Here is a 17,425-nt window from a genome sequence, read left to right as displayed (position 1 = left end):
ACTAGCGAATCCTTGAGCACCTCTGCAAGTCAAAGTGCAGCCCAGATTCCTAACACTGGCAACACTCCAATCGTTCCAACGATCCCGGCTACTAACACGCCAACCACGCCAACTGCTCCAGCAACGCCGACCGCAACTGCAACGACTAACGCTGCAACTCCTGCAGCTACCGCAACGACTGCCGGTACGACGACCGTCCAAGGCACTGCGGCTACGACTAACGGTACTACCAACGCTGGTAACACAACTAATGCAGGTAATACCACCAACACTCCAGCTCAAAACTCTACGAGCACTAGCGTTGGTTCTATCACTGCTGACAGTTCCGAAGGTTCAGTAACTGCTTCCGTTGGCAACTCTGAAAGCACTAATTCTGAATACCAGGCTTCCGTGAGCGCATCAATTTCTCAATCAGAGCTTGAGAAACTGCAAATGTCCGCTTCCGAACTGGCAAGTATGAGTGACCCGACCTCCGCTGAACAAAGTGTCGTAACTTCTGTCTCAGCTAGTGCGTCTGTCTCAACTTCAGAATCAACATTTAATTCAAGTGTGGCTAGCTCCCAGAGCAACAGCCAAATTAACTTGAATCGGTAATTTCTATAATCAATAATTGATTTGAAAGCGTCTAAACTCTTATAGGGTTTAGGCGTTTTTTTATATAAAAAGTTGTGGGAAAAGCCCCAATAATTTATGAAAAAGCTGTATCATAAATAAGGATGTTCATTGCTTTGTCTTCTAATAGGCGGGGCAAGGCCAGTGGCCACAGGTTGCTGATCCTGTTACGACGGAAAGGAAAGCAGAAAATGAAGTTATTTGATTTGAATCGCTTGTCACGAAATTACGGCTTTTTGGTAAAAATTGGTACGGCGATTCTTTACTCAGTCATGGTTGCCGTAGCCTTGAACTTCTTCTGGCATCCCGGCCACATCTATTCTTCCGGGATCACAGGTTTCGCGCAGATCGTCAACACCGTGACCAGCCGCTACATGCCATTTACCATCCCAACTGAAGTGATGTACTTTGCCTTGAACGTGCCGCTCTTTATCCTGGCCTGGTTCAAGATCGGCCGCGAGTTCACCGGCTATACCATCTTCGCGGTTGCCATGTCCACGATCATGATGCGCTTTATCCAGCCAACTCATTTGAGCCTGGACCCAATCCTCTGCGCCATCTTCGGGGCAGCTGTCAACGGGATCGGGACGGGTATGGCCTTAAAGAGCGGGATCTCTACGGGTGGCTTGGACATCTTGGGTATCGTTGTCAGGAAGAAAACTGGCATGAACTATGGTAAGTTCAATATCTTGGTCAACTTGATCATCGTTTTGATCGCTGGCTTTCTCTTTGACTGGTCCAGAGCCCTTTATACGGCCTTGAACATTTTTATCAATGGCCGCTTCATCGACTCAGTTTACACTCAGCACAACAAGTTGCAGGTAATGATCGTTACAGAACATCCCAATGACATTATTGAAGGGATTCAAGAAAAAATGCACCGCGGGATCACCATCTTCCATGACGTGGAAGGGGCCTACGGGCACACTGAAAAGACCGTCCTTTTAACCATTATCGACACTTACGACCTCTACGACATCCGGACCACAGTAGAAAAATGTGACCCCTTTGCCTTCATGAGCGTAACCGAAGTGCAGAAAGTTTATGGCAGATTTAGAGAACAAGAAGTTGTTTAGCTATTGAAAAATATTAAAAAGCAAATTATACTTGTGTTATACAGAATAAGTGAGGTGGTGAAATAGATGCCAGATGGAAGGGACAACGGCCGCTATCAACCTAAATATATTGGCTTGGATTTGGCGACTGAGATCGCCACTACTTACGCTAAACAGCACGGACACCACAATGTCAAGCTGCTGATGACCAAGACAAGCCCTGACAAACGGTCAGAGTATTTTTACGTCTTCAGCGTAACTGACAGCATGAGCGAGAACGGCAAGAAGGAATATTTCATTTTAGTTGATCCAGTTTCTGGAGAAGTCTTCAGAGTGGATGAAAGTCCGCTGAGATAAAAGAAAAACGCGCGCTTACGTTTCCTGTAAGCAGCGCGTTTTTTTACGCAAATATTTGATTAATCTTCTTCGTAGCCCAGGTGGTTCATAATCAAAGCCGCGGTTTCTTCGATTGACCGTTCAGCCACGTTGATCACGAAGCAGCCCAGCTTCTTATACAAAGCCATGGCACTGTCCAGTTCGGCATTGATTGAGTCCATGTTAGAGTATGCCGTGTCCGGATCCATCCCGTAGCTGATCATTCTTTGCCGGCGGATGCGGTTGAGCACTTGCGGGTCGTTGGTCAAGCCGATGATCTTCTTCGGGTCGATTTGATAGATTTCCTTTGGAATGTGGGTTTGCGGCACCAGCGGCAAGTTGGCAACTTTCAGCCCCTTGTTAGCCAAAAGCAGGGAAAGGGGAGTCTTGGAAGTCCGGGAGACCCCTAAGAGAACAACGTCAGCTTCCAAAAAGCCCCGCGGGTCCTTGCCGTCGTCGTACATAACCGCGAATTCCATGGCGGAAATCCGGTTGAAGTACTTGTTGGTCAGTTGGTGGTTGGCACCAACCACGCCGCTTGGCTTCATATGGGTCGTCTGGCTGATGGCCTCAATGATCGGGGACAGAATGTCGATGTACTTGGCCTTGTGTTCCCGGGCAAATTTGATGATTGGCAATTGCAGCTTCTCATCAATCATGCTGTAGACAATGACCAGGTTAGGGTATTGCTCAATTTCTTCCAGGGTAGCGGCCAGCTTCTTTTCATTGGTCATGAAAGGATAGCGGCGGTAGTTGACTTCCGCGTCAGGGAATTGAACGGCAGCTGCTTGAGCATTGTTGAAAGCCGTTTCCCCGGCTGAGTCGGAAATAATGATAATGTTGATTTCCATCTTTTCTGTCTTTTCCGTTTGCTTGTTTTCTGCTTTATTTTCAGTCATATAGATCACCTCATCAATTATATTATACCGGATAATGCGCTTTCTGGATCTTTGCCGAAAAAACTTTTCAAAAAATCTGCCCAGGCTATTGACGATTAGTCGATTTTTGCTATAATTTAGATAAATGTTTATGGCAGCAATGCCAAGAAATGGAAGGAGGGATCACACATGGCTAAGACTATCGTTCACGAAAACGAGTCTATTGATGATGCTCTTCGTCGTTTCAAGCGTTCCGTTTCTAGAAGTGGTACTTTGCAAGAATACCGCAAGCGTGAATTCTACGAAAAGCCAAGCGTTCGCAGAAAGTTAAAATCTGAGGCCGCTCGCAAGCGTAGACATTATTAATCGACTGAAGCTCTCGTGAAAACGGGAGCTTTTTTCTTGCTTGATTTTCCGTGTTCTCTTTTGGCCTAAATCGTGTATCATTGGTTTAGAAGAGTATAGTCTGGCGGGCAGAGATGTGCTTGCCCGCTGGTTTGAAAATGAAGGAGTTCTTTTATTGGAAAAGAAGTTTTTGCCCCACAGCAGCGAAAATATCCAGAAGCTGGTGGGCGTCAATGACAGCAATTTGAAGCTGATCGAAGAAGGCTATGAGGTCACTGTTACCGACCTGGGCGGCCAGATCAAGGTCGCTGGTCCAGAAGAGCAGGTAGAGACCGTTTTGCGGGTCTTGAAGGCCCTGGATGGGGTAGCCAGCAACGGGATCAACTTAACCCCGGCGGATGTGGTCAGTGCCATGAAAATGGCTGACCGGGGGACAACTGAATACTTTGGCGACCTCTATAAGCAGATCTTGATCAGAGACGCCAAGGGCCGGCCAGTCCGGGTCAAGAACATGACCCAGAAAAGTTACGTTGAAGCCATCAACAAGAGTGACGTGGTCTTTGGCATTGGACCCGCCGGGACCGGGAAAACCTTCCTGGCTGTAGTCTGCGCGGTTGCTGCCTTTAAGCGGGGGGAAGTTTCCAAGATCATCCTGACCCGGCCAGCAGTTGAAGCTGGGGAATCCCTGGGCTTTTTGCCAGGGGACCTTAAGGAAAAAGTTGACCCTTACCTGCGGCCAATCTATGACTCCCTTTACGCCATCTTAGGGCAGGGACCAACTGACCGCTTGATGGAGCGGGGCGTTATCGAAATCGCTCCTTTGGCTTACATGAGAGGGCGGACCTTAGAAGAAGCCTTTGTCATCTTAGACGAAGCGCAAAACACGACTGATGCGCAAATGAAGATGTTCTTAACCCGGTTGGGCTTTAACTCGAAGATGGTGGTCAACGGGGACATGACCCAGATCGACCTGCCAGGCAAGGCCCACAGCGGTTTGATCACGGCCCGCAATATCCTGCAGGGGATCGACCAGATCAAGTTCGTGGAATTCAGCGCGGCTGATGTTGTCCGGCACCCGGTCGTGGCAAAGATTATCAAGGCATATGAAGAGGAAGGTAAATAATGCAGGGAATTGACGTAAGCTACAGCGATGAAGTCGGCTTTTTGACTAAGGGAGACCGGGACTGGGAAGACTGGATCATGCAGCTGCTCCTCATGGCGAAAAAGGAAATCGGCAAGGACAATGCCCAGGAAATGAGCATCAACTTTGTTGACGAAGACCGGTCGCAAGCCATCAACCGGGATTACCGGGACAAAGACCGGCCAACCGACGTGATCTCTTTTGCCATTGAAGACGGCGACGACGGTCTGGACCTGGCCATGTTCACCCAGGACCCGGACTTCACTGAAGACATCGGCGACCTGTTCATGTGCCCGAGCGTAATCGAGCGCCACAGCAAGGAATACGGCACCGGCTTTGACCGGGAATTTGGCTATACGATCGTGCACGGCTATCTGCACTTGAATGGCTATGACCACATTGAGCCGGATGAAGCCAAGGAAATGTTTGGCATCCAGGGCAAGGTCTTGGAAGACTATGGCCTGCCCCTGTACCCGGACCAATTAGACGAAGGAAGAGGGAAGTAGCATGAACGAGTTAGAGGAAAAGCTTTTCTCACTGGCTAAGGATCATTTGGCCGACGCCTATAGTCCTTATTCGCACTTCCATGTGGCCAGCGCTTTGGCAACGGAATCGGGGGAGATTTTTACCGGGGTCAATATCGAAAATTCTTCTTTTGGCCTGACCAACTGTGCTGAACGGACGGCGATCTTTTCCTGGGTCAATGCTGGCCGGCCGGGCAAGATCAAGTGCCTTTTGATCATCGGCAACACTGACCGGCCGATTTCCCCTTGCGGGGCCTGCCGGCAGGTAATGAGCGAGTTCATGGATCCGGAAACGGAAGTAATTCTGACCGACAGTCAGGGCGACTTTGAGCGCTTTACAGTTGAGCAATTGATACCATACCACTTCACAGAAAAGGACATTCAAGATGGGGCAAACAAGTAAACACAAGTCAGGTTTCGTAGCACTGGTCGGCCGGCCAAATGTCGGCAAGTCAACCTTGATGAACCGCTTAATCGGGCAAAAGGTGGCGATTACCTCAGCCAAGCCGCAAACCACCAGAAACAAGATTTCCGGCATTTACACTGAAGATGACATGCAAGTTGTCTTCGTTGATACGCCAGGGATTTTCAAGAGCCATTCCGACCTGGACGAATACATGGACAAGGCCAGCCTGTCTTCTTTAAAGGACGTTGACTTGGTCATGTTCATGGTTGACGCTAAAAAGGCCGGCAAGGGCGAGGAATACGTGGCCAGTCTATTAAAGGATTTGGATATTCCGGTATTTTTGGTCATCAACAAGATCGACCAGGTACACCCAAATGACCTTTTGCCAATCATCGACTCCTACCAGGCTGTCGGCAAGTTCGCGGAATTTTTGCCAATTTCCGCCCGGCAGGGCAACGGGGTCGACGACTTGCTCAAGACCTTGAAGGACTACCTGCCAGAAGGGCCGCAATACTACGCTTCAGATGAAGTGACTGACCGGCCGGAATACTTCGTGGTGGCCGAAATGATCAGAGAGCAGATTCTCCGTTTGACTGACCAGGAAGTTCCCCACTCAACTGCCGTTTGGGTCGACCAGATGAACCAGCGGATCAATGGCAAATTGCAGATTGACGCGACGATTTTTGTGGAAAAAGACGGGCAAAAGCGGATCATCATCGGCCAAAGAGGGGCCATGATCAAGCAGATTGGGATGCGGTCCAGAAAAGAAATCGAGAGCTTGCTGGGCGAGAAGGTCAACTTGAAGCTTTGGGTCAAGGTGCGGCGCAACTGGCGGCAGGACCCGGCCTTCCTCAAGTCCATCGGCTATGACAAGAAGGACCTTTAATGGCCGCTGACCTGCTCGACGTTCACGGCCTGCTTTTTAAAAGGCAGCAGTATAAAGAGGCTGACCTCTTGGCCAAGCTTTGGACCAAGGAACTGGGAATCGTCACGGTCATCGCCAAAGGCGGAATGCGGCCCAAGTCTCAGCTGGCCGCGGCTGTGTTGCCTTTTACGGAAGGGACTTTTGGCATTTTGACCCGCTACAAGGGGATCAGCCAGCTGCGCACTTATAAGAAGCTCAGCCAGCATGATGAGCTTTTCACCGATTTGGATAAGAATGCTTACCTGTCCTATCTTTTTGACTTGGCTGATCATGCCTTCAGTGAGTACCAGAAACTGGGCGAATACTATGACTTATTGCTAGTGGCCTTTGACCGGATCGTGGCTGGCCAGGATCCGGAAATTATTTGCCAGATCGTTCAGTTGCAACTTCTGCAAGCCTTCGGGGTGGCTCCTCAGCTAGGGGCCTGCGTTATCTGCGGCAAGGAAAAAGGAATTTTTGACTATTCTATTGCCGCCGGAGGTGTGGTCTGCAGCGACCATTTCCGCTCTGTCAGCCGCCTGCACCTGTCGCCAAAGGCCACGGCCTTGCTAAGAACCCTGGGCCTTTTGCCAATCACCCGTTTAGGCAACATCCAGATCAGCGAAGATTTGAAAAAGGAAAGCCGGCGGGCTATAGCCCAGATATATCAAGCAACCGTTGATTTGAACCTGCCCAGCCTTCGCTTTTTAAATGAGGTCCGGGGCAGCTGATTTTCCTAAAAAAACATGAAAAGAAAAGGAATTTGTGGTAAAATAGCCTGTATATTGGTAATGATGAGGAAATAGAAAAGTACCGCGGCAGCGAGTATCGGTTGGTGGAAGGATACAGCGGGAAAAGGCCCCTCTAGCCAAGCTAATTAAGAGCAGGAGGCAAATAGGCTTCCTGAATTAGGGTGGAACCGCGAATACTTTTTTCGTCCCTATGCAAAAGTAAAATTGCATAGGCTTTTTTTATGGCCTTGCATAGGAGGTAACTATGGCACAAAAATTAGATATTCAGACCATGATCTTCAAGCTTGAACAGTTCTGGGCTTCAAAAGGCTGCATGATCATGCCGTCATATGATGAAAACAAGGGTGCGGGGACGATGAGCCCTTACACCTTCTTGCGGGCAGTCGGGCCAGAACCTTGGAAGGCCTGCTACGTTGAACCTTCCCGCCGGCCTGCTGACGGACGTTACGGGGACAACCCGAACCGGCTCTTCCAGCACCACCAGTTCCAAGTCGTTTTAAAGCCGGCTCCGCTGGAAATCCAGCAATACTACCTGGATTCATTGAAGGTTCTGGGCATTGAACCTTTGGAACACGACATCCGTTTCGTTGAAGACAACTGGGAAAACCCATCCATGGGCTGTGCCGGTGTCGGTTGGGAAGTCTGGCTGGACGGGATGGAAGTTTCCCAATTTACTTACTTCCAAACTGTCGGCGAACTGGACGTTAAGCCTACCATGGGTGAAATCACCTACGGGGTTGAACGTCTGGCTTCCTACATCCAGGACGTCAACTCAGTCTTTGACCTGGAATGGGGCGACGGCGTCCTTTACCGGGACATCTTCAAGGAACCTGAATACGAACACTCCAAGTACGCTTTTGAAGAAAGCGACCAGAAGCAATTGCTGGAATTCTTCGACACTTACGAAAGAATTGCCAAGCGCCTTTTGGGCCAAAACCTGGTTCACCCGGCTTACGACTACATCTTGAAGTGTTCCCACACCTTCAACCTGCTGGACGCCCGCGGGGCAGTTTCAGTAACTGAACGGGCAGGCTACCTGCACCGGATCCGCAACATGGCTCACGAAGTAGCGGTTAAGTTTGTGGAAGAACGTGAAAAGCGCGGCTTCCCATTGTTGAAGAGTGCACAAGCAAAGGCGGAGGCAAGCAATGACTAAAGACTTTTTATTTGAAATCGGCGTTGAAGAAATGCCAGCCCACGTGGTCAGCAAATCAGTCAAGCAGCTGGCTGACAGAACTGGCAAGTTCTTGAAGGAAAACGGCCTGGGCTTTAAGGAAATTCAAACCTACTCAACTCCCCGCCGCCTGACTGTCCTGGTCAAGGACCTGGATGAAAAGCAGGCTGACGTGGATGAAGTTAAGAAGGGGCCGGCCAAGAAGATCGCCCAAGACGCTGACGGCAACTGGACCAAGGCCGCTATCGGCTTTGCCCGCGGCCAGGGGATGAGCGCCGACGATATTTACTTTGAAGAACTCAAGGGCGTTGAATATGCCTACGTGCACGTGCAAAAGGCCGGCAAGGAAGCCAAGGAAATCCTTTTGGGCCTGGACGAAGTAATCAAGGCCATGACTTTCCCGACCAAGATGCGCTGGGACTCCCAGGACTTTGAATTTGTTCGCCCGATCCACTGGCTGGTCGCTCTTTACGGCAGCGAAGTAGTGCCAGTTCAGTTCCTGGACATCACTGCTGGCCGCAAGACTGCCGGTCACCGCTTCCTGGGCGACAGCGTGGTTTTGGCCAACGCTGACGACTACGTGGAAGCTCTCCGGGACCAATATGTCATCGTTGACGCTAACGAACGCAAGGACATGATCGTTTCCCAGATCAACGACCTGGTAAACAGCCACAACTGGCAGATCAAGCTGGACGCCAGCCTTTTGGAAGAAGTCAACAACCTGGTTGAATACCCGACTGTTTTTGCCGGCTCATTTGACCAAAAGTACCTGGAAATCCCGGATGAAGTCTTGATCACTTCCATGAAGGACAACCAGCGCTACTTTGAAGTCTATGATCAAGAAGGCAAGCTGATCAACCACTTCATCTCAGTCAGAAACGGGAACAAGGACCACCTGGAAAACGTGATTTCAGGTAATGAAAAGGTCCTGGTTGCTCGCCTTGACGACGCGGTATTCTTCTACGATGAAGACCGCAAGTACCCGCTCAGCCACTTCGTTGACCGGATGGACAGCGTTTCCTTCCACGACAAGATAGGTTCTATGGCGGAAAAGATGACCAGGGTCCGGATCATCGGCGACTACCTGGCTAAGCGTTTCGGCTTGTCAAGTGAAGAAGTGGTTGACTTTGACCGGGTAAGCGGCTTGTACAAGTTTGACCTGGTAACCCAAATGGTTGGCGAATTCGCTGAACTGCAAGGGGTTATGGGGATGCACTATGCCCGTCTGGCTGGCGAAAACGAAAACGTTTCTGTCGCTATTAAGGAACACTACATGCCAACCACGGCGGAAGGCGAGTTGCCAAAGACCAAGGTCGGCGCCCTTTTGTCAGTTGCTGACAAGCTGGATACCATCATCGCCTTCTTTGGTGCCGGGATGATTCCTTCATCATCAAACGACCCATACGCTTTGCGCCGTTACGCTTACGGGATTGTCCGGATTCTCTTGAACGAAAACTGGTCCCTGCCATTTGACCAGGTTATTCCGGAAATCGTTGAACTCTTGTCAGGCAAGACCCCGGCCAAGCTGCCGCAAGGGGCTGAAGCAGACAAGCAATTGGCTGACTTCATCCGTGACCGGATCAAGCAGTTCTTGCAAAAGAACAACTACCAATACGACGTTATCGACGCCGTTCTGGCCTCAAGCGAACAAGACCCAAGCCAGATCCTGGCCGCAGCCAAGGTTTTGCAGCAGCACCACGACGACGAAGCCTTCAAGCCAGTCGTTGAAAGTCTGACTAGAATCGCCAACATCTTGAAGAAGGCTAAGTTCACTGACGCCAAGGCAGTTGACCCGAGCTTATTTGAAGACAGAAGCGAACAAGACCTTTATAATGGAGTTGAAGCTTTGGCCAATGTCAAGGACCATGCGGAACTTTATGAAGCCTTCGTTGCCTTGCAAGGGGTAATCGACCGCTACTTCGACGTCAATATGATCATGGCTAAGGACGAAGCAGTCAAGAACAACCGCTTGAGCCAGTTGGCAGCTGTCAATGACCTGGCCAAGCGCTTGGGCGACTTGAGCAAGTTGGTTATCAAGTAAATTTTTGAATAAAGGGTGAGGCAAATTGGCTGGAAGAATTTCGGAAGATTTTATCAATGAAGTTCGGGGCAGCGTAAACATTGTTGACGTGATCAGCCAGTATGTATCACTGGAGAAGAGAGGCAAAGACTATGTAGGTCTTTGCCCTTTTCATCAAGAAAAGACCCCTTCTTTCAGCGTCAACCCGGACAAGCAGTTCTTCTACTGCTTTGGCTGTCACAAGGGCGGTAATGTCTACAAGTTCATCATGGAAAAGGAGGAAGTCACTTTTCCAGAAAGCGTTGAAAGAGTAGCGGAATTCGCCAATATCCCCATGCCCCAGGAATACCAAGACCAGCCGGTCAAGCTGAACCCCTTGATGCAGATGCATAAGGACGCGGCGGACTTTTACCAACAGGTTCTGCTGACCACAAAGATTGGGGAAAGGGGCCTGGAATATGCCAGACAGCGGGGTCTGGACGATGACCTGCTCAAGCACTTCAAGATCGGCTATGCCCCAGGCAAGTCGGACCTGCTTTTGACTTACTTAAGAGGCGAAGGCTATACGGAGGACCAGCTGGAAGAAAGCGGCCTCTTTGTCAAGAGCCAGGACGGCCGCCTTTTTGACCGCTTCAGAGACCGCTTGATGTTTCCAATGAGCGATGAAAGCGGCCACCCAGTAGCTTTTTCAGGCAGAAGAATCAGCGATGACCCGGAAGAGCCCAAGTACTTGAACAGTCCGGAAACCAGCATCTTCAACAAATCCGACCTCCTTTTCCACTTCTCTGAAGCCAAGAAGCATGCCAGAAAAGAAGGACACCTGGTCTTGTTTGAAGGGCATATGGACGTGATTTCCGCCTACAAGGCCGGGATCAAGACAGGGATTGCCTCCATGGGGACCAGTTTGACCCAGCAGCAGGTCTACATGATCCGCCGGATCACCAAGCAAGTCGTCATCAACTACGACGGCGACGATCCGGGCCAGCACGCTACTGAGCGGGCAGTGGGCCTCTTCAAGCAAGCTGGCAACTTTGACCTGGGGATCGTGATCTTGCCAGACAAGCTTGACCCGGATGAATACGTCAAGCAGTACGGAGCTGACAGCTACCAGGCCGCAATCAAAGGTGCCATTTCAACCACCGACTTTTTCCTGCAGCGCTTGAAGAAGAAGTACAACTTAAACAACGAGCGCGAACAGGTGGCATATTTAAGCGAGGCAGTCGCCGAGATCGCTGCCCTGCCCAATCCGGTTGAACAAGACTTGTATGTCAGCCGCTTAGCTAAGGAAACCGGCGTTTCGCTGGATGCTTTGAAGGTTAACCTGTCAAGGGCCCGCCGCAAGCAGCGCCGGGTTGTCCAGCACACAAATAACGAAGTCCTGCCAGAGCCAGCCCCCTTGGCGCCAGCAGAAGCTCCCCAGCCGGTTACCCGGGCGTTAAAAGCACAGCAGCGCCTGCTTTATGCCTACATCTATTCTGATGAGGCCCGCGACTACTTGCTTATCAATGGCTTTGTTTTTCCCAACCCGGAATACGAGCGCCTGGCCAAACTTTGGCTCAATTACATTGAAACTCATGAAAATGTTTCATTAAGCGGCTTTTTAGATTTTATTCCTGAAGAACTTCAGAGTATAATTGTTAGTACTGACATGACCGAGCTGCCGGGAGAAATTACCCTGGAAGAGCTCGAAGCGCAGGTACGGGTACTCAACCTGTGCAAGATAGATGATGAGATCGACCGCCACATGCAGGCGATTGCAGACGCGCGTCGGCGAAACGACCAAACGGAAATTTTGCTGGAAACACAGGCAATTTTGCAGCTAAGACAGCTGAAGCTGCAAGAAGAGGAGGCAGTTAGTGACAAAAGAAAAGCAAGCCAAGGATAATGAAATGTCCCTGGAAAAGGCGGTTAAGCTGGTTGTTGAAGGAGTAAAGGCCAGCCACCAGATCACGGAAGCTGCATTCACCGATCGCTTGATCAAGCCTTATAAGCTGGAAGGCAAGGCAGTCGAACAGCTGGTCCAGGAATTTGAAGATAATGGGATCAGCATCGTTGATGAGGCCGGCAAGCCTTCCAAGCTGGCCTTAACCAAGCAGAAAAATGTTGAAAAGGCCGAACTGAACAATATGGCGGCCCCGACCGGGATGAAGATGAATGACCCGGTCAGAATGTACCTAAAGGAAATCGGCCGGGTCAACCTTTTGACCAGTGAGGAAGAGGTGGCCCTGGCCAAGCGGATTGAAGCCGGCGATGAGGAAGCCAAGCAGGAACTTGCCGAAGCCAACCTGCGTTTGGTGGTCTCGATTGCCAAGCGCTATGTCGGCCGGGGGATGAACTTTTTGGACTTGATCCAGGAAGGGAACATGGGCCTCATGAAGGCGGTCGACAAGTTCGACTACCGGCTGGGCTACAAGTTCTCAACTTACGCGACCTGGTGGATCCGGCAGGCCATCACCCGCGCGATTGCTGACCAGGCGCGGACGATCAGAATCCCGGTGCACATGGTGGAAACCATCAATAAACTGATCCGGATCCAGCGCCAGCTTCTCCAGGATCTGGGCAGAGACCCGGAACCGGAAGAAATCGGGGCAGAAATGGATCTGCCGGTCAAGAAGGTCAGAGAGATCTTGAAGATTTCCCAGGAGCCAGTTTCTTTAGAGACACCAATTGGGGAAGAAGACGACTCCCACTTGGGTGACTTTATCGAAGACAAAGACGCGATGAGTCCTGAACAGCACGCGGCCAACGAGATGCTGAAAGAGCAGCTGGCCGAAGTTTTGGACACCTTGAGCGACCGGGAAGAAGAAGTCCTGCGCCTGCGTTTTGGCTTGGACGATGGCAAGACCAGGACTTTGGAAGAAGTCGGCCAGCATTTTGAAGTGACCCGGGAACGGATCCGGCAAATTGAGGCCAAGGCCCTCAGAAAGCTCCGCCACCCTAGCCGGAGCAGCCAATTGCGGGATTTCTTAGATTAATGTGCAGCAAGATGCTGCGTGTGATAGAGTGAAGGCAATCAAATGACAGACAAAGCAAAGCAGACAGGAAAGGCAGACCAGGTATCTCTGGCTGATGCCGTTAAGTTAGTTGTTAAGGATGTCAAGAAGAGCAAGCAAATTTCTGAAAAGGAATTTACCGACCGCTTGCTGAAGCCTTACCAAATCGAAGGCCGGGCGGTCGATCAGCTGGTGCAGGAATTTGAAGACAACGGGATCAGCATTGTCGATGACAAGGGCGAACCGTCCAAATTGGCCCTGGCCAAGCAGAAAAATGTTGAAAAGGCGGAGCTTGAGCACTTGTCAGCTCCAGGCAGCCGGATGAATGACCCGGTCCGCCAGTACTTAAAGCGGATTGGCCGCGTCAGCCTGCTCAGCGGGGATGAAGAAGTCCAGCTGGCCAAGCGGATTGAAGCCGGTGACCAGGAAGCCAAGGATGAACTGACCAATGCCAACCTGCGTTTGGTGGTTTCCATCGCCAAGCGCTATGTTGGCCGGGGGATGAGCTTTTTGGACTTGATCCAGGAAGGGAATATGGGCCTGATGAAGGCGGTCGACAAGTTCGACTACCGGCTGGGCTTCAAGTTCTCGACCTATGCGACCTGGTGGATCCGGCAGGCCATTACCCGGGCGATTGCTGACCAGGCGCGGACGATCAGAATTCCGGTGCACATGGTGGAAACCATCAATAAGTTGATCCGGATCCAGCGCCAGCTTCTCCAGGACTTGGGCAGAGACCCGGAACCGGAAGAAATTGCTGCGGAAATGGATTTGCCGGTCAAGAAGGTCCGGGAAATCCTCAAGGTGGCGCAAGAGCCAGTTTCGCTTGAGACGCCGATTGGGGAAGAAGACGACTCCCACTTAGGCGACTTTATTGAAGACAAGGACGCGACCAGTCCAGAGCAGCATGCGGCAAGTGAATTGCTGAAAGACCAGCTGGCTGAAGTACTTGACACTTTGACTGACAGGGAGGAGAATGTATTGCGTCTGCGTTTTGGTCTGGACGACGGCAATCCCCGGACTTTGGAAGAAGTCGGCCGGGTCTTTGGGGTGACCCGGGAGCGGATCCGGCAGATCGAGGCCAAGGCCTTGCGCAAGCTGCGGCATCCTAGCCGGAGCAACCAGTTGCGTGACTTTTTAGAGTAGTAAATTTTTAGCAGAATAAGAACAGGGCGGATTGAATGGCAAAAGAAAATGCTTCTAACGTAAATGATTTTCCACTGGAAAAAGCAGTTAAAATGGTGATTACCGGTTTAAAGAAGACCAAGCAGATCAGCGAAAATGATCTGAAAGCACGGCTCTTGGTGCCGTATGGTCTGAACGATGCCGAAACTGCCAAGCTGGTAGAAGAGTTTGCGGACAATGGGATTAGTATCGTTGATGACCAGGGTGAACCGTCTGCTCTGGCCCTCAAGGCTGAAGAAGAAGCTGAAAAGAAAGAACAAAAAGAACTGGTCGCTTCCAGCGACAATGACCGGGTTTATGACTCGGTCCGGATGTATTTGAAGGAAATCGGCAAGGTTCCGCTGTTAAGCCGGGATGAAGAAGTAGAAGTAGCCAAGCGGATTGAAAACGGTGACGAATCAGCCAAGGATGAACTGGCCGCCGCCAACCTCCGTCTGGTGGTCTCCATCGCCAAGCGCTATGCCAAGCACAACGGGAAGATGGGGATCCTGGACTTGATCCAGGAAGGCAATATCGGCTTGATGAAGGCAGTCGACAAGTTCGACTACTCCAAGGGCTTTAAGTTTTCAACTTATGCAACTTGGTGGATCCGGCAGGCCATTACCCGGGCTTTGGCTGACCAGGACCGGATGATCAGAATTCCGGTCCACGTGGTGGAAAGCATCAACAAGATGAACCGGATCCAGCGGACCCTGCAGCAGGATTTGGACCGGGATGCCAAACCGGAAGAACTGGCCGCGGAAATGAATGAGCCTTTGCAAAAGGTGCAGGAAATCATCACGGTGGCCAAGAACCAGGAAACCGACTCTTTGGACAAGCCAGTCGGTGAAGAAGGGGATTCACAGTTAGGGGATCTTTTAGAAGATAATAAAGCGATCAACCCGGAAGAATATACCGCTTTTGAAATGCTGAAGGATCAACTGTCCGGCATGATGGGTGAATTCTTGACTGACCGGGAAGCTAAGGTTTTGAAATTGCGCTTTGGCCTGGAAAATGACGAACCGCATACCTTGGAAGAAGTTGGCCGCAGCCTGGGCGTTACCCGGGAACGGGTCCGGCAGATTGAAGCCAAGGCCGTCAAGAAGCTGAAGCACCACTCAGACCTGCTTCAGGACTACTTCTCAGCAGAATAATATATTTGACTAAGAACATGTTTCCAGTTATTGGAAGCATGTTTTTTTGCTTCGTATTCCAGGCCCGAATAGATAGAAATTAAATGCGAATTGTTGCCTGGCGGCGAGTTTGCTAAATTAAAAGCAAGCTATTAAGATTTTTAGGAGGTAGAAAAATGCCAACAGGCGCGATTGTCGATGCCTTGTCCGTTTTGATTGGCGGACTTTTGGGCGCATTTGGTGGCCACTTGTTAAGTGACGAATTTAAACGGGATTTGAACTTGATCTTCGGGATCTGTTCGATGGGTATGGGGGTCATGGCAATTGCCCCGATGAAGAACATGCCCGCGGTAATTTTTGCCTTGATTTTGGGGACAGTGATTGGCCTCGCTTGTCACTTGGGCCAGCTCTTCAACAAGGGGGCCATGCTCATGCAGGCTCCGATCAGCAAGCACTTTCCAGCTGAAAAGCTGGGTTTGACTCATGATGAGTTCGTCAATCAACTGGTTACCAGCATTGTTCTCTTTTGTGCCAGCGGGACTGGGATCTATGGGAGCCTGACGGCAGGGATGACGGGTGACAACTCGATTCTGTTCTCTAAAGCGATTCTCGATCTCTTTACGGCGGCTATCTTCGCCTGCAATTTGGGCTATGTGGTCAGCCTGGTCGCGATTCCGCAATTCTTGGTTTTGTTCTTGCTTTTCGTTTTGGCCCAATTCATTCTGCCTTTAACCAACAACACGATGATTATTGACTTCAAGGCCTGCGGGGGCTTTTTGATGCTGGCAACCGGTTTTAGAATGGCCAAATTGAAAAACTTCCCGATTGCGGATATGATACCGGCTATGATTCTGGTAATGCCGTTTTCCTGGTTCTGGGTCAACGTAGTCTTAAAGGCCCTGGGAGCTTAATAACGATAAAAAATGGACGGTTTAGCCGGCCATTTTTTGCTTTTGACAGAAAAGTTGAAAAGGCAGATAATCTTTCATAAAGCAAAACAGTGAACAGAATGGAGAAGAGCGTGTTAGACAAAATTCAAGCCTTTGTATCTCTGGCCGCCAGCTTGAGCTTTTCACAGACAGCTGATGAATTGTATACCAGCCAAAGTACGGTTTCCAAGCATATCGCGGCTCTGGAGAAAGAGATCGGGATGAAGCTGTTTGAAAGAAGCAGCCGCCGGGTCCGCTTAACCAAAGAAGGCGAGTACCTGCTCCCCTATGCCCAGCGCCTTTTAGCGGACAGCCGGCAGTTTGACCAGGCAGTAGCTGATTGCCGGCAAGAGCAGACTAAGACCCTGGACCTGTACGCAATCCCTACCATGACCAATTATGATTTCTTCAAAGCCGTAACAGCCTTTATGGGCCGGCATCCAGAGCTTGACCTGCTTTTTCATGAAGGTGAGTCTCAAGACTTGGCCCAAAAGCTCCGCCGGCCCCAGGACCTGCTTTTTTTGCGCAAGTGGGATGAAAAACTGGATCCGCGTTATGACTATCTCTTTTTTGAAGACGATGAACTGGCCCTCTTTGTTTCAAGCAAGTCCCCCCTGGCTCAAAAGAAGCGGGTAAAATTGTCAGATCTGGCTGGAGCCCGTTTTTTGACTTTAGGTGAACGGACCTATTTTGAAAAGAAAATTGTCGCTGCCTGCCAAAAAGCTGGTTATGAGCCGAATTTCGTCTACCAGGGCGAGCGGATTGAGGCTATTTTGGAAATGGTCCGCCAGCAGCTCGGGATTGCCCTTTTGATGAAAAAGTCTGTTTCTGCCAGCCAGCTTGCCGGTATCAAGTGCCTGGATTTGACAGAAAAGATCGAAAGCCAGCTCTGCTTGGTCCGGCTCAAGGGGCGGCACAACCAAGCCCAGGAGCTTTTTTGGCAAGAGATGAAGAATTCCAGTTTGGAATAGATCGCTAGCGACTTAGAATTGCAAGTCCGGCTCCCGAAATCTACAATGA

Annotated in this window: 18 protein-coding genes; 17 read left to right on the top strand and 1 reads right to left on the bottom strand. The window is 50.5% G+C overall.

Features of this window, described 5'->3' with window-relative positions:
* Positions 1-12: 12 nt before the first annotated feature.
* From ACYVUT_RS06465 to ACYVUT_RS06455, 3 genes are all read left to right on the top strand, one after another.
* Complete coding sequence (locus tag ACYVUT_RS06465) at positions 13-594, top strand: hypothetical protein (protein ID WP_484500358.1); 582 nt, start codon at positions 13-15, stop codon at positions 592-594.
* A gap of 209 nt (positions 595-803) precedes the next feature.
* Complete coding sequence (locus tag ACYVUT_RS06460) at positions 804-1,688, top strand: YitT family protein (protein ID WP_439775545.1); 885 nt, start codon at positions 804-806, stop codon at positions 1,686-1,688.
* Positions 1,689-1,754: 66 nt separating this feature from the next.
* A complete protein-coding gene (locus ACYVUT_RS06455; protein ID WP_439775546.1) occupies positions 1,755-2,024 on the top strand; it encodes a PepSY domain-containing protein in 270 nt (89 codons plus the stop codon).
* A gap of 59 nt (positions 2,025-2,083) precedes the next feature.
* Here the strand turns inward: ACYVUT_RS06455 and ACYVUT_RS06450 are convergent, their stop codons facing one another.
* A complete protein-coding gene (locus tag ACYVUT_RS06450) occupies positions 2,084-2,941 on the bottom strand; it encodes a pyruvate, water dikinase regulatory protein (RefSeq protein ID WP_439775547.1) in 858 nt (285 codons plus the stop codon).
* Positions 2,942-3,109: 168 nt separating this feature from the next.
* On the opposite strand from ACYVUT_RS06450, the gene rpsU reads away from it, so the two are divergent.
* The 14 genes from rpsU (at position 3,110) to ACYVUT_RS06380 (ending at position 17,376) form a co-directional block, all read left to right on the top strand.
* Positions 3,110-3,286, top strand: a complete 177-nt coding sequence (rpsU, locus tag ACYVUT_RS06445) for a 30S ribosomal protein S21 (RefSeq protein WP_002880182.1) — start codon at positions 3,110-3,112, stop codon at positions 3,284-3,286.
* 154 nt (positions 3,287-3,440) lie between these two features.
* Positions 3,441-4,388 (top strand): PhoH family protein, encoded by a 948-nt coding sequence (locus ACYVUT_RS06440; RefSeq protein WP_296226704.1) that lies wholly within the window; start codon positions 3,441-3,443, stop codon positions 4,386-4,388.
* On the top strand, positions 4,388-4,912 hold the full coding sequence (ybeY, locus tag ACYVUT_RS06435; protein ID WP_439775548.1) for an rRNA maturation RNase YbeY: 525 nt from the start codon (positions 4,388-4,390) through the stop codon (positions 4,910-4,912). Before ACYVUT_RS06440 ends, ybeY begins: the two co-directional genes overlap by 1 nt.
* A gap of 1 nt (position 4,913) precedes the next feature.
* The gene (cdd, locus tag ACYVUT_RS06430; RefSeq protein WP_439775549.1) at positions 4,914-5,333 is read left to right on the top strand and encodes a cytidine deaminase; all 420 of its coding nucleotides are present in this window, start codon (positions 4,914-4,916) and stop codon (positions 5,331-5,333) included.
* Positions 5,317-6,222, top strand: a complete 906-nt coding sequence (gene era / locus ACYVUT_RS06425) for a GTPase Era (RefSeq protein WP_484501712.1) — start codon at positions 5,317-5,319, stop codon at positions 6,220-6,222. Before cdd ends, era begins: the two co-directional genes overlap by 17 nt.
* Positions 6,222-6,971, top strand: a complete 750-nt coding sequence (gene recO / locus ACYVUT_RS06420) for a DNA repair protein RecO (RefSeq protein ID WP_484501711.1) — start codon at positions 6,222-6,224, stop codon at positions 6,969-6,971. The genes era and recO overlap by 1 nt, the downstream gene beginning before the upstream one ends.
* A 265-nt stretch (positions 6,972-7,236) precedes the next feature.
* The gene (gene glyQ, locus ACYVUT_RS06415) at positions 7,237-8,148 is read left to right on the top strand and encodes a glycine--tRNA ligase subunit alpha (RefSeq protein WP_003618715.1); all 912 of its coding nucleotides are present in this window, start codon (positions 7,237-7,239) and stop codon (positions 8,146-8,148) included.
* Positions 8,141-10,207 (top strand): glycine--tRNA ligase subunit beta, encoded by a 2,067-nt coding sequence (gene glyS, locus ACYVUT_RS06410; RefSeq protein ID WP_484500354.1) that lies wholly within the window; start codon positions 8,141-8,143, stop codon positions 10,205-10,207. The genes glyQ and glyS overlap by 8 nt, the downstream gene beginning before the upstream one ends.
* A 25-nt stretch (positions 10,208-10,232) precedes the next feature.
* Complete coding sequence (gene dnaG, locus ACYVUT_RS06405; protein WP_484500353.1) at positions 10,233-12,071, top strand: DNA primase; 1,839 nt, start codon at positions 10,233-10,235, stop codon at positions 12,069-12,071.
* 4 nt (positions 12,072-12,075) lie between these two features.
* On the top strand, positions 12,076-13,161 hold the full coding sequence (rpoD, locus tag ACYVUT_RS06400) for an RNA polymerase sigma factor RpoD (protein WP_484502049.1): 1,086 nt from the start codon (positions 12,076-12,078) through the stop codon (positions 13,159-13,161).
* 42 nt (positions 13,162-13,203) lie between these two features.
* Positions 13,204-14,325: an RNA polymerase sigma factor RpoD gene (gene rpoD / locus ACYVUT_RS06395; RefSeq protein WP_439775071.1), complete on the top strand. Its 1,122-nt coding sequence runs from the start codon at positions 13,204-13,206 to the stop codon at positions 14,323-14,325.
* Between the two features lie 35 nt (positions 14,326-14,360).
* Positions 14,361-15,497: a sigma-70 family RNA polymerase sigma factor gene (locus tag ACYVUT_RS06390; protein WP_439775070.1), complete on the top strand. Its 1,137-nt coding sequence runs from the start codon at positions 14,361-14,363 to the stop codon at positions 15,495-15,497.
* Positions 15,498-15,652: 155 nt separating this feature from the next.
* Positions 15,653-16,387, top strand: coding sequence for a DUF554 domain-containing protein (locus ACYVUT_RS06385; protein WP_484499027.1), 735 nt, complete (start codon positions 15,653-15,655; stop codon positions 16,385-16,387).
* 110 nt (positions 16,388-16,497) lie between these two features.
* Positions 16,498-17,376, top strand: coding sequence for a LysR family transcriptional regulator (locus ACYVUT_RS06380; RefSeq protein WP_484501710.1), 879 nt, complete (start codon positions 16,498-16,500; stop codon positions 17,374-17,376).
* Positions 17,377-17,425 lie beyond the last annotated feature (49 nt).

It is taken from the genome of Lactobacillus sp. WILCCON 0059 (assembly GCF_057197985.1).
This window is presented reverse-complemented; position numbering and strand designations above follow the sequence as displayed.

Bases quoted from the DNA above. Each gene is read 5' to 3' on its own strand.
- ACYVUT_RS06460 (WP_439775545.1), top strand. From the start codon at position 804: ATGAAGTTATTTGATTTGAATCGCTTGTCACGAAATTACGGCTTTTTG.
- ACYVUT_RS06455 (WP_439775546.1), top strand. From the start codon at position 1,755: ATGCCAGATGGAAGGGACAACGGCCGCTATCAACCTAAATATATTGGC.
- ACYVUT_RS06450 (WP_439775547.1), bottom strand. From the start codon at position 2,941: ATGACTGAAAATAAAGCAGAAAACAAGCAAACGGAAAAGACAGAAAAG.
- rpsU (WP_002880182.1), top strand. From the start codon at position 3,110: ATGGCTAAGACTATCGTTCACGAAAACGAGTCTATTGATGATGCTCTT.
- ybeY (WP_439775548.1), top strand. From the start codon at position 4,388: ATGCAGGGAATTGACGTAAGCTACAGCGATGAAGTCGGCTTTTTGACT.
- cdd (WP_439775549.1), top strand. From the start codon at position 4,914: ATGAACGAGTTAGAGGAAAAGCTTTTCTCACTGGCTAAGGATCATTTG.
- era (WP_484501712.1), top strand. From the start codon at position 5,317: ATGGGGCAAACAAGTAAACACAAGTCAGGTTTCGTAGCACTGGTCGGC.
- recO (WP_484501711.1), top strand. From the start codon at position 6,222: ATGGCCGCTGACCTGCTCGACGTTCACGGCCTGCTTTTTAAAAGGCAG.
- glyQ (WP_003618715.1), top strand. From the start codon at position 7,237: ATGGCACAAAAATTAGATATTCAGACCATGATCTTCAAGCTTGAACAG.
- glyS (WP_484500354.1), top strand. From the start codon at position 8,141: ATGACTAAAGACTTTTTATTTGAAATCGGCGTTGAAGAAATGCCAGCC.
- rpoD (WP_484502049.1), top strand. From the start codon at position 12,076: ATGTCCCTGGAAAAGGCGGTTAAGCTGGTTGTTGAAGGAGTAAAGGCC.
- rpoD (WP_439775071.1), top strand. From the start codon at position 13,204: ATGACAGACAAAGCAAAGCAGACAGGAAAGGCAGACCAGGTATCTCTG.
- ACYVUT_RS06390 (WP_439775070.1), top strand. From the start codon at position 14,361: ATGGCAAAAGAAAATGCTTCTAACGTAAATGATTTTCCACTGGAAAAA.
- ACYVUT_RS06385 (WP_484499027.1), top strand. From the start codon at position 15,653: ATGCCAACAGGCGCGATTGTCGATGCCTTGTCCGTTTTGATTGGCGGA.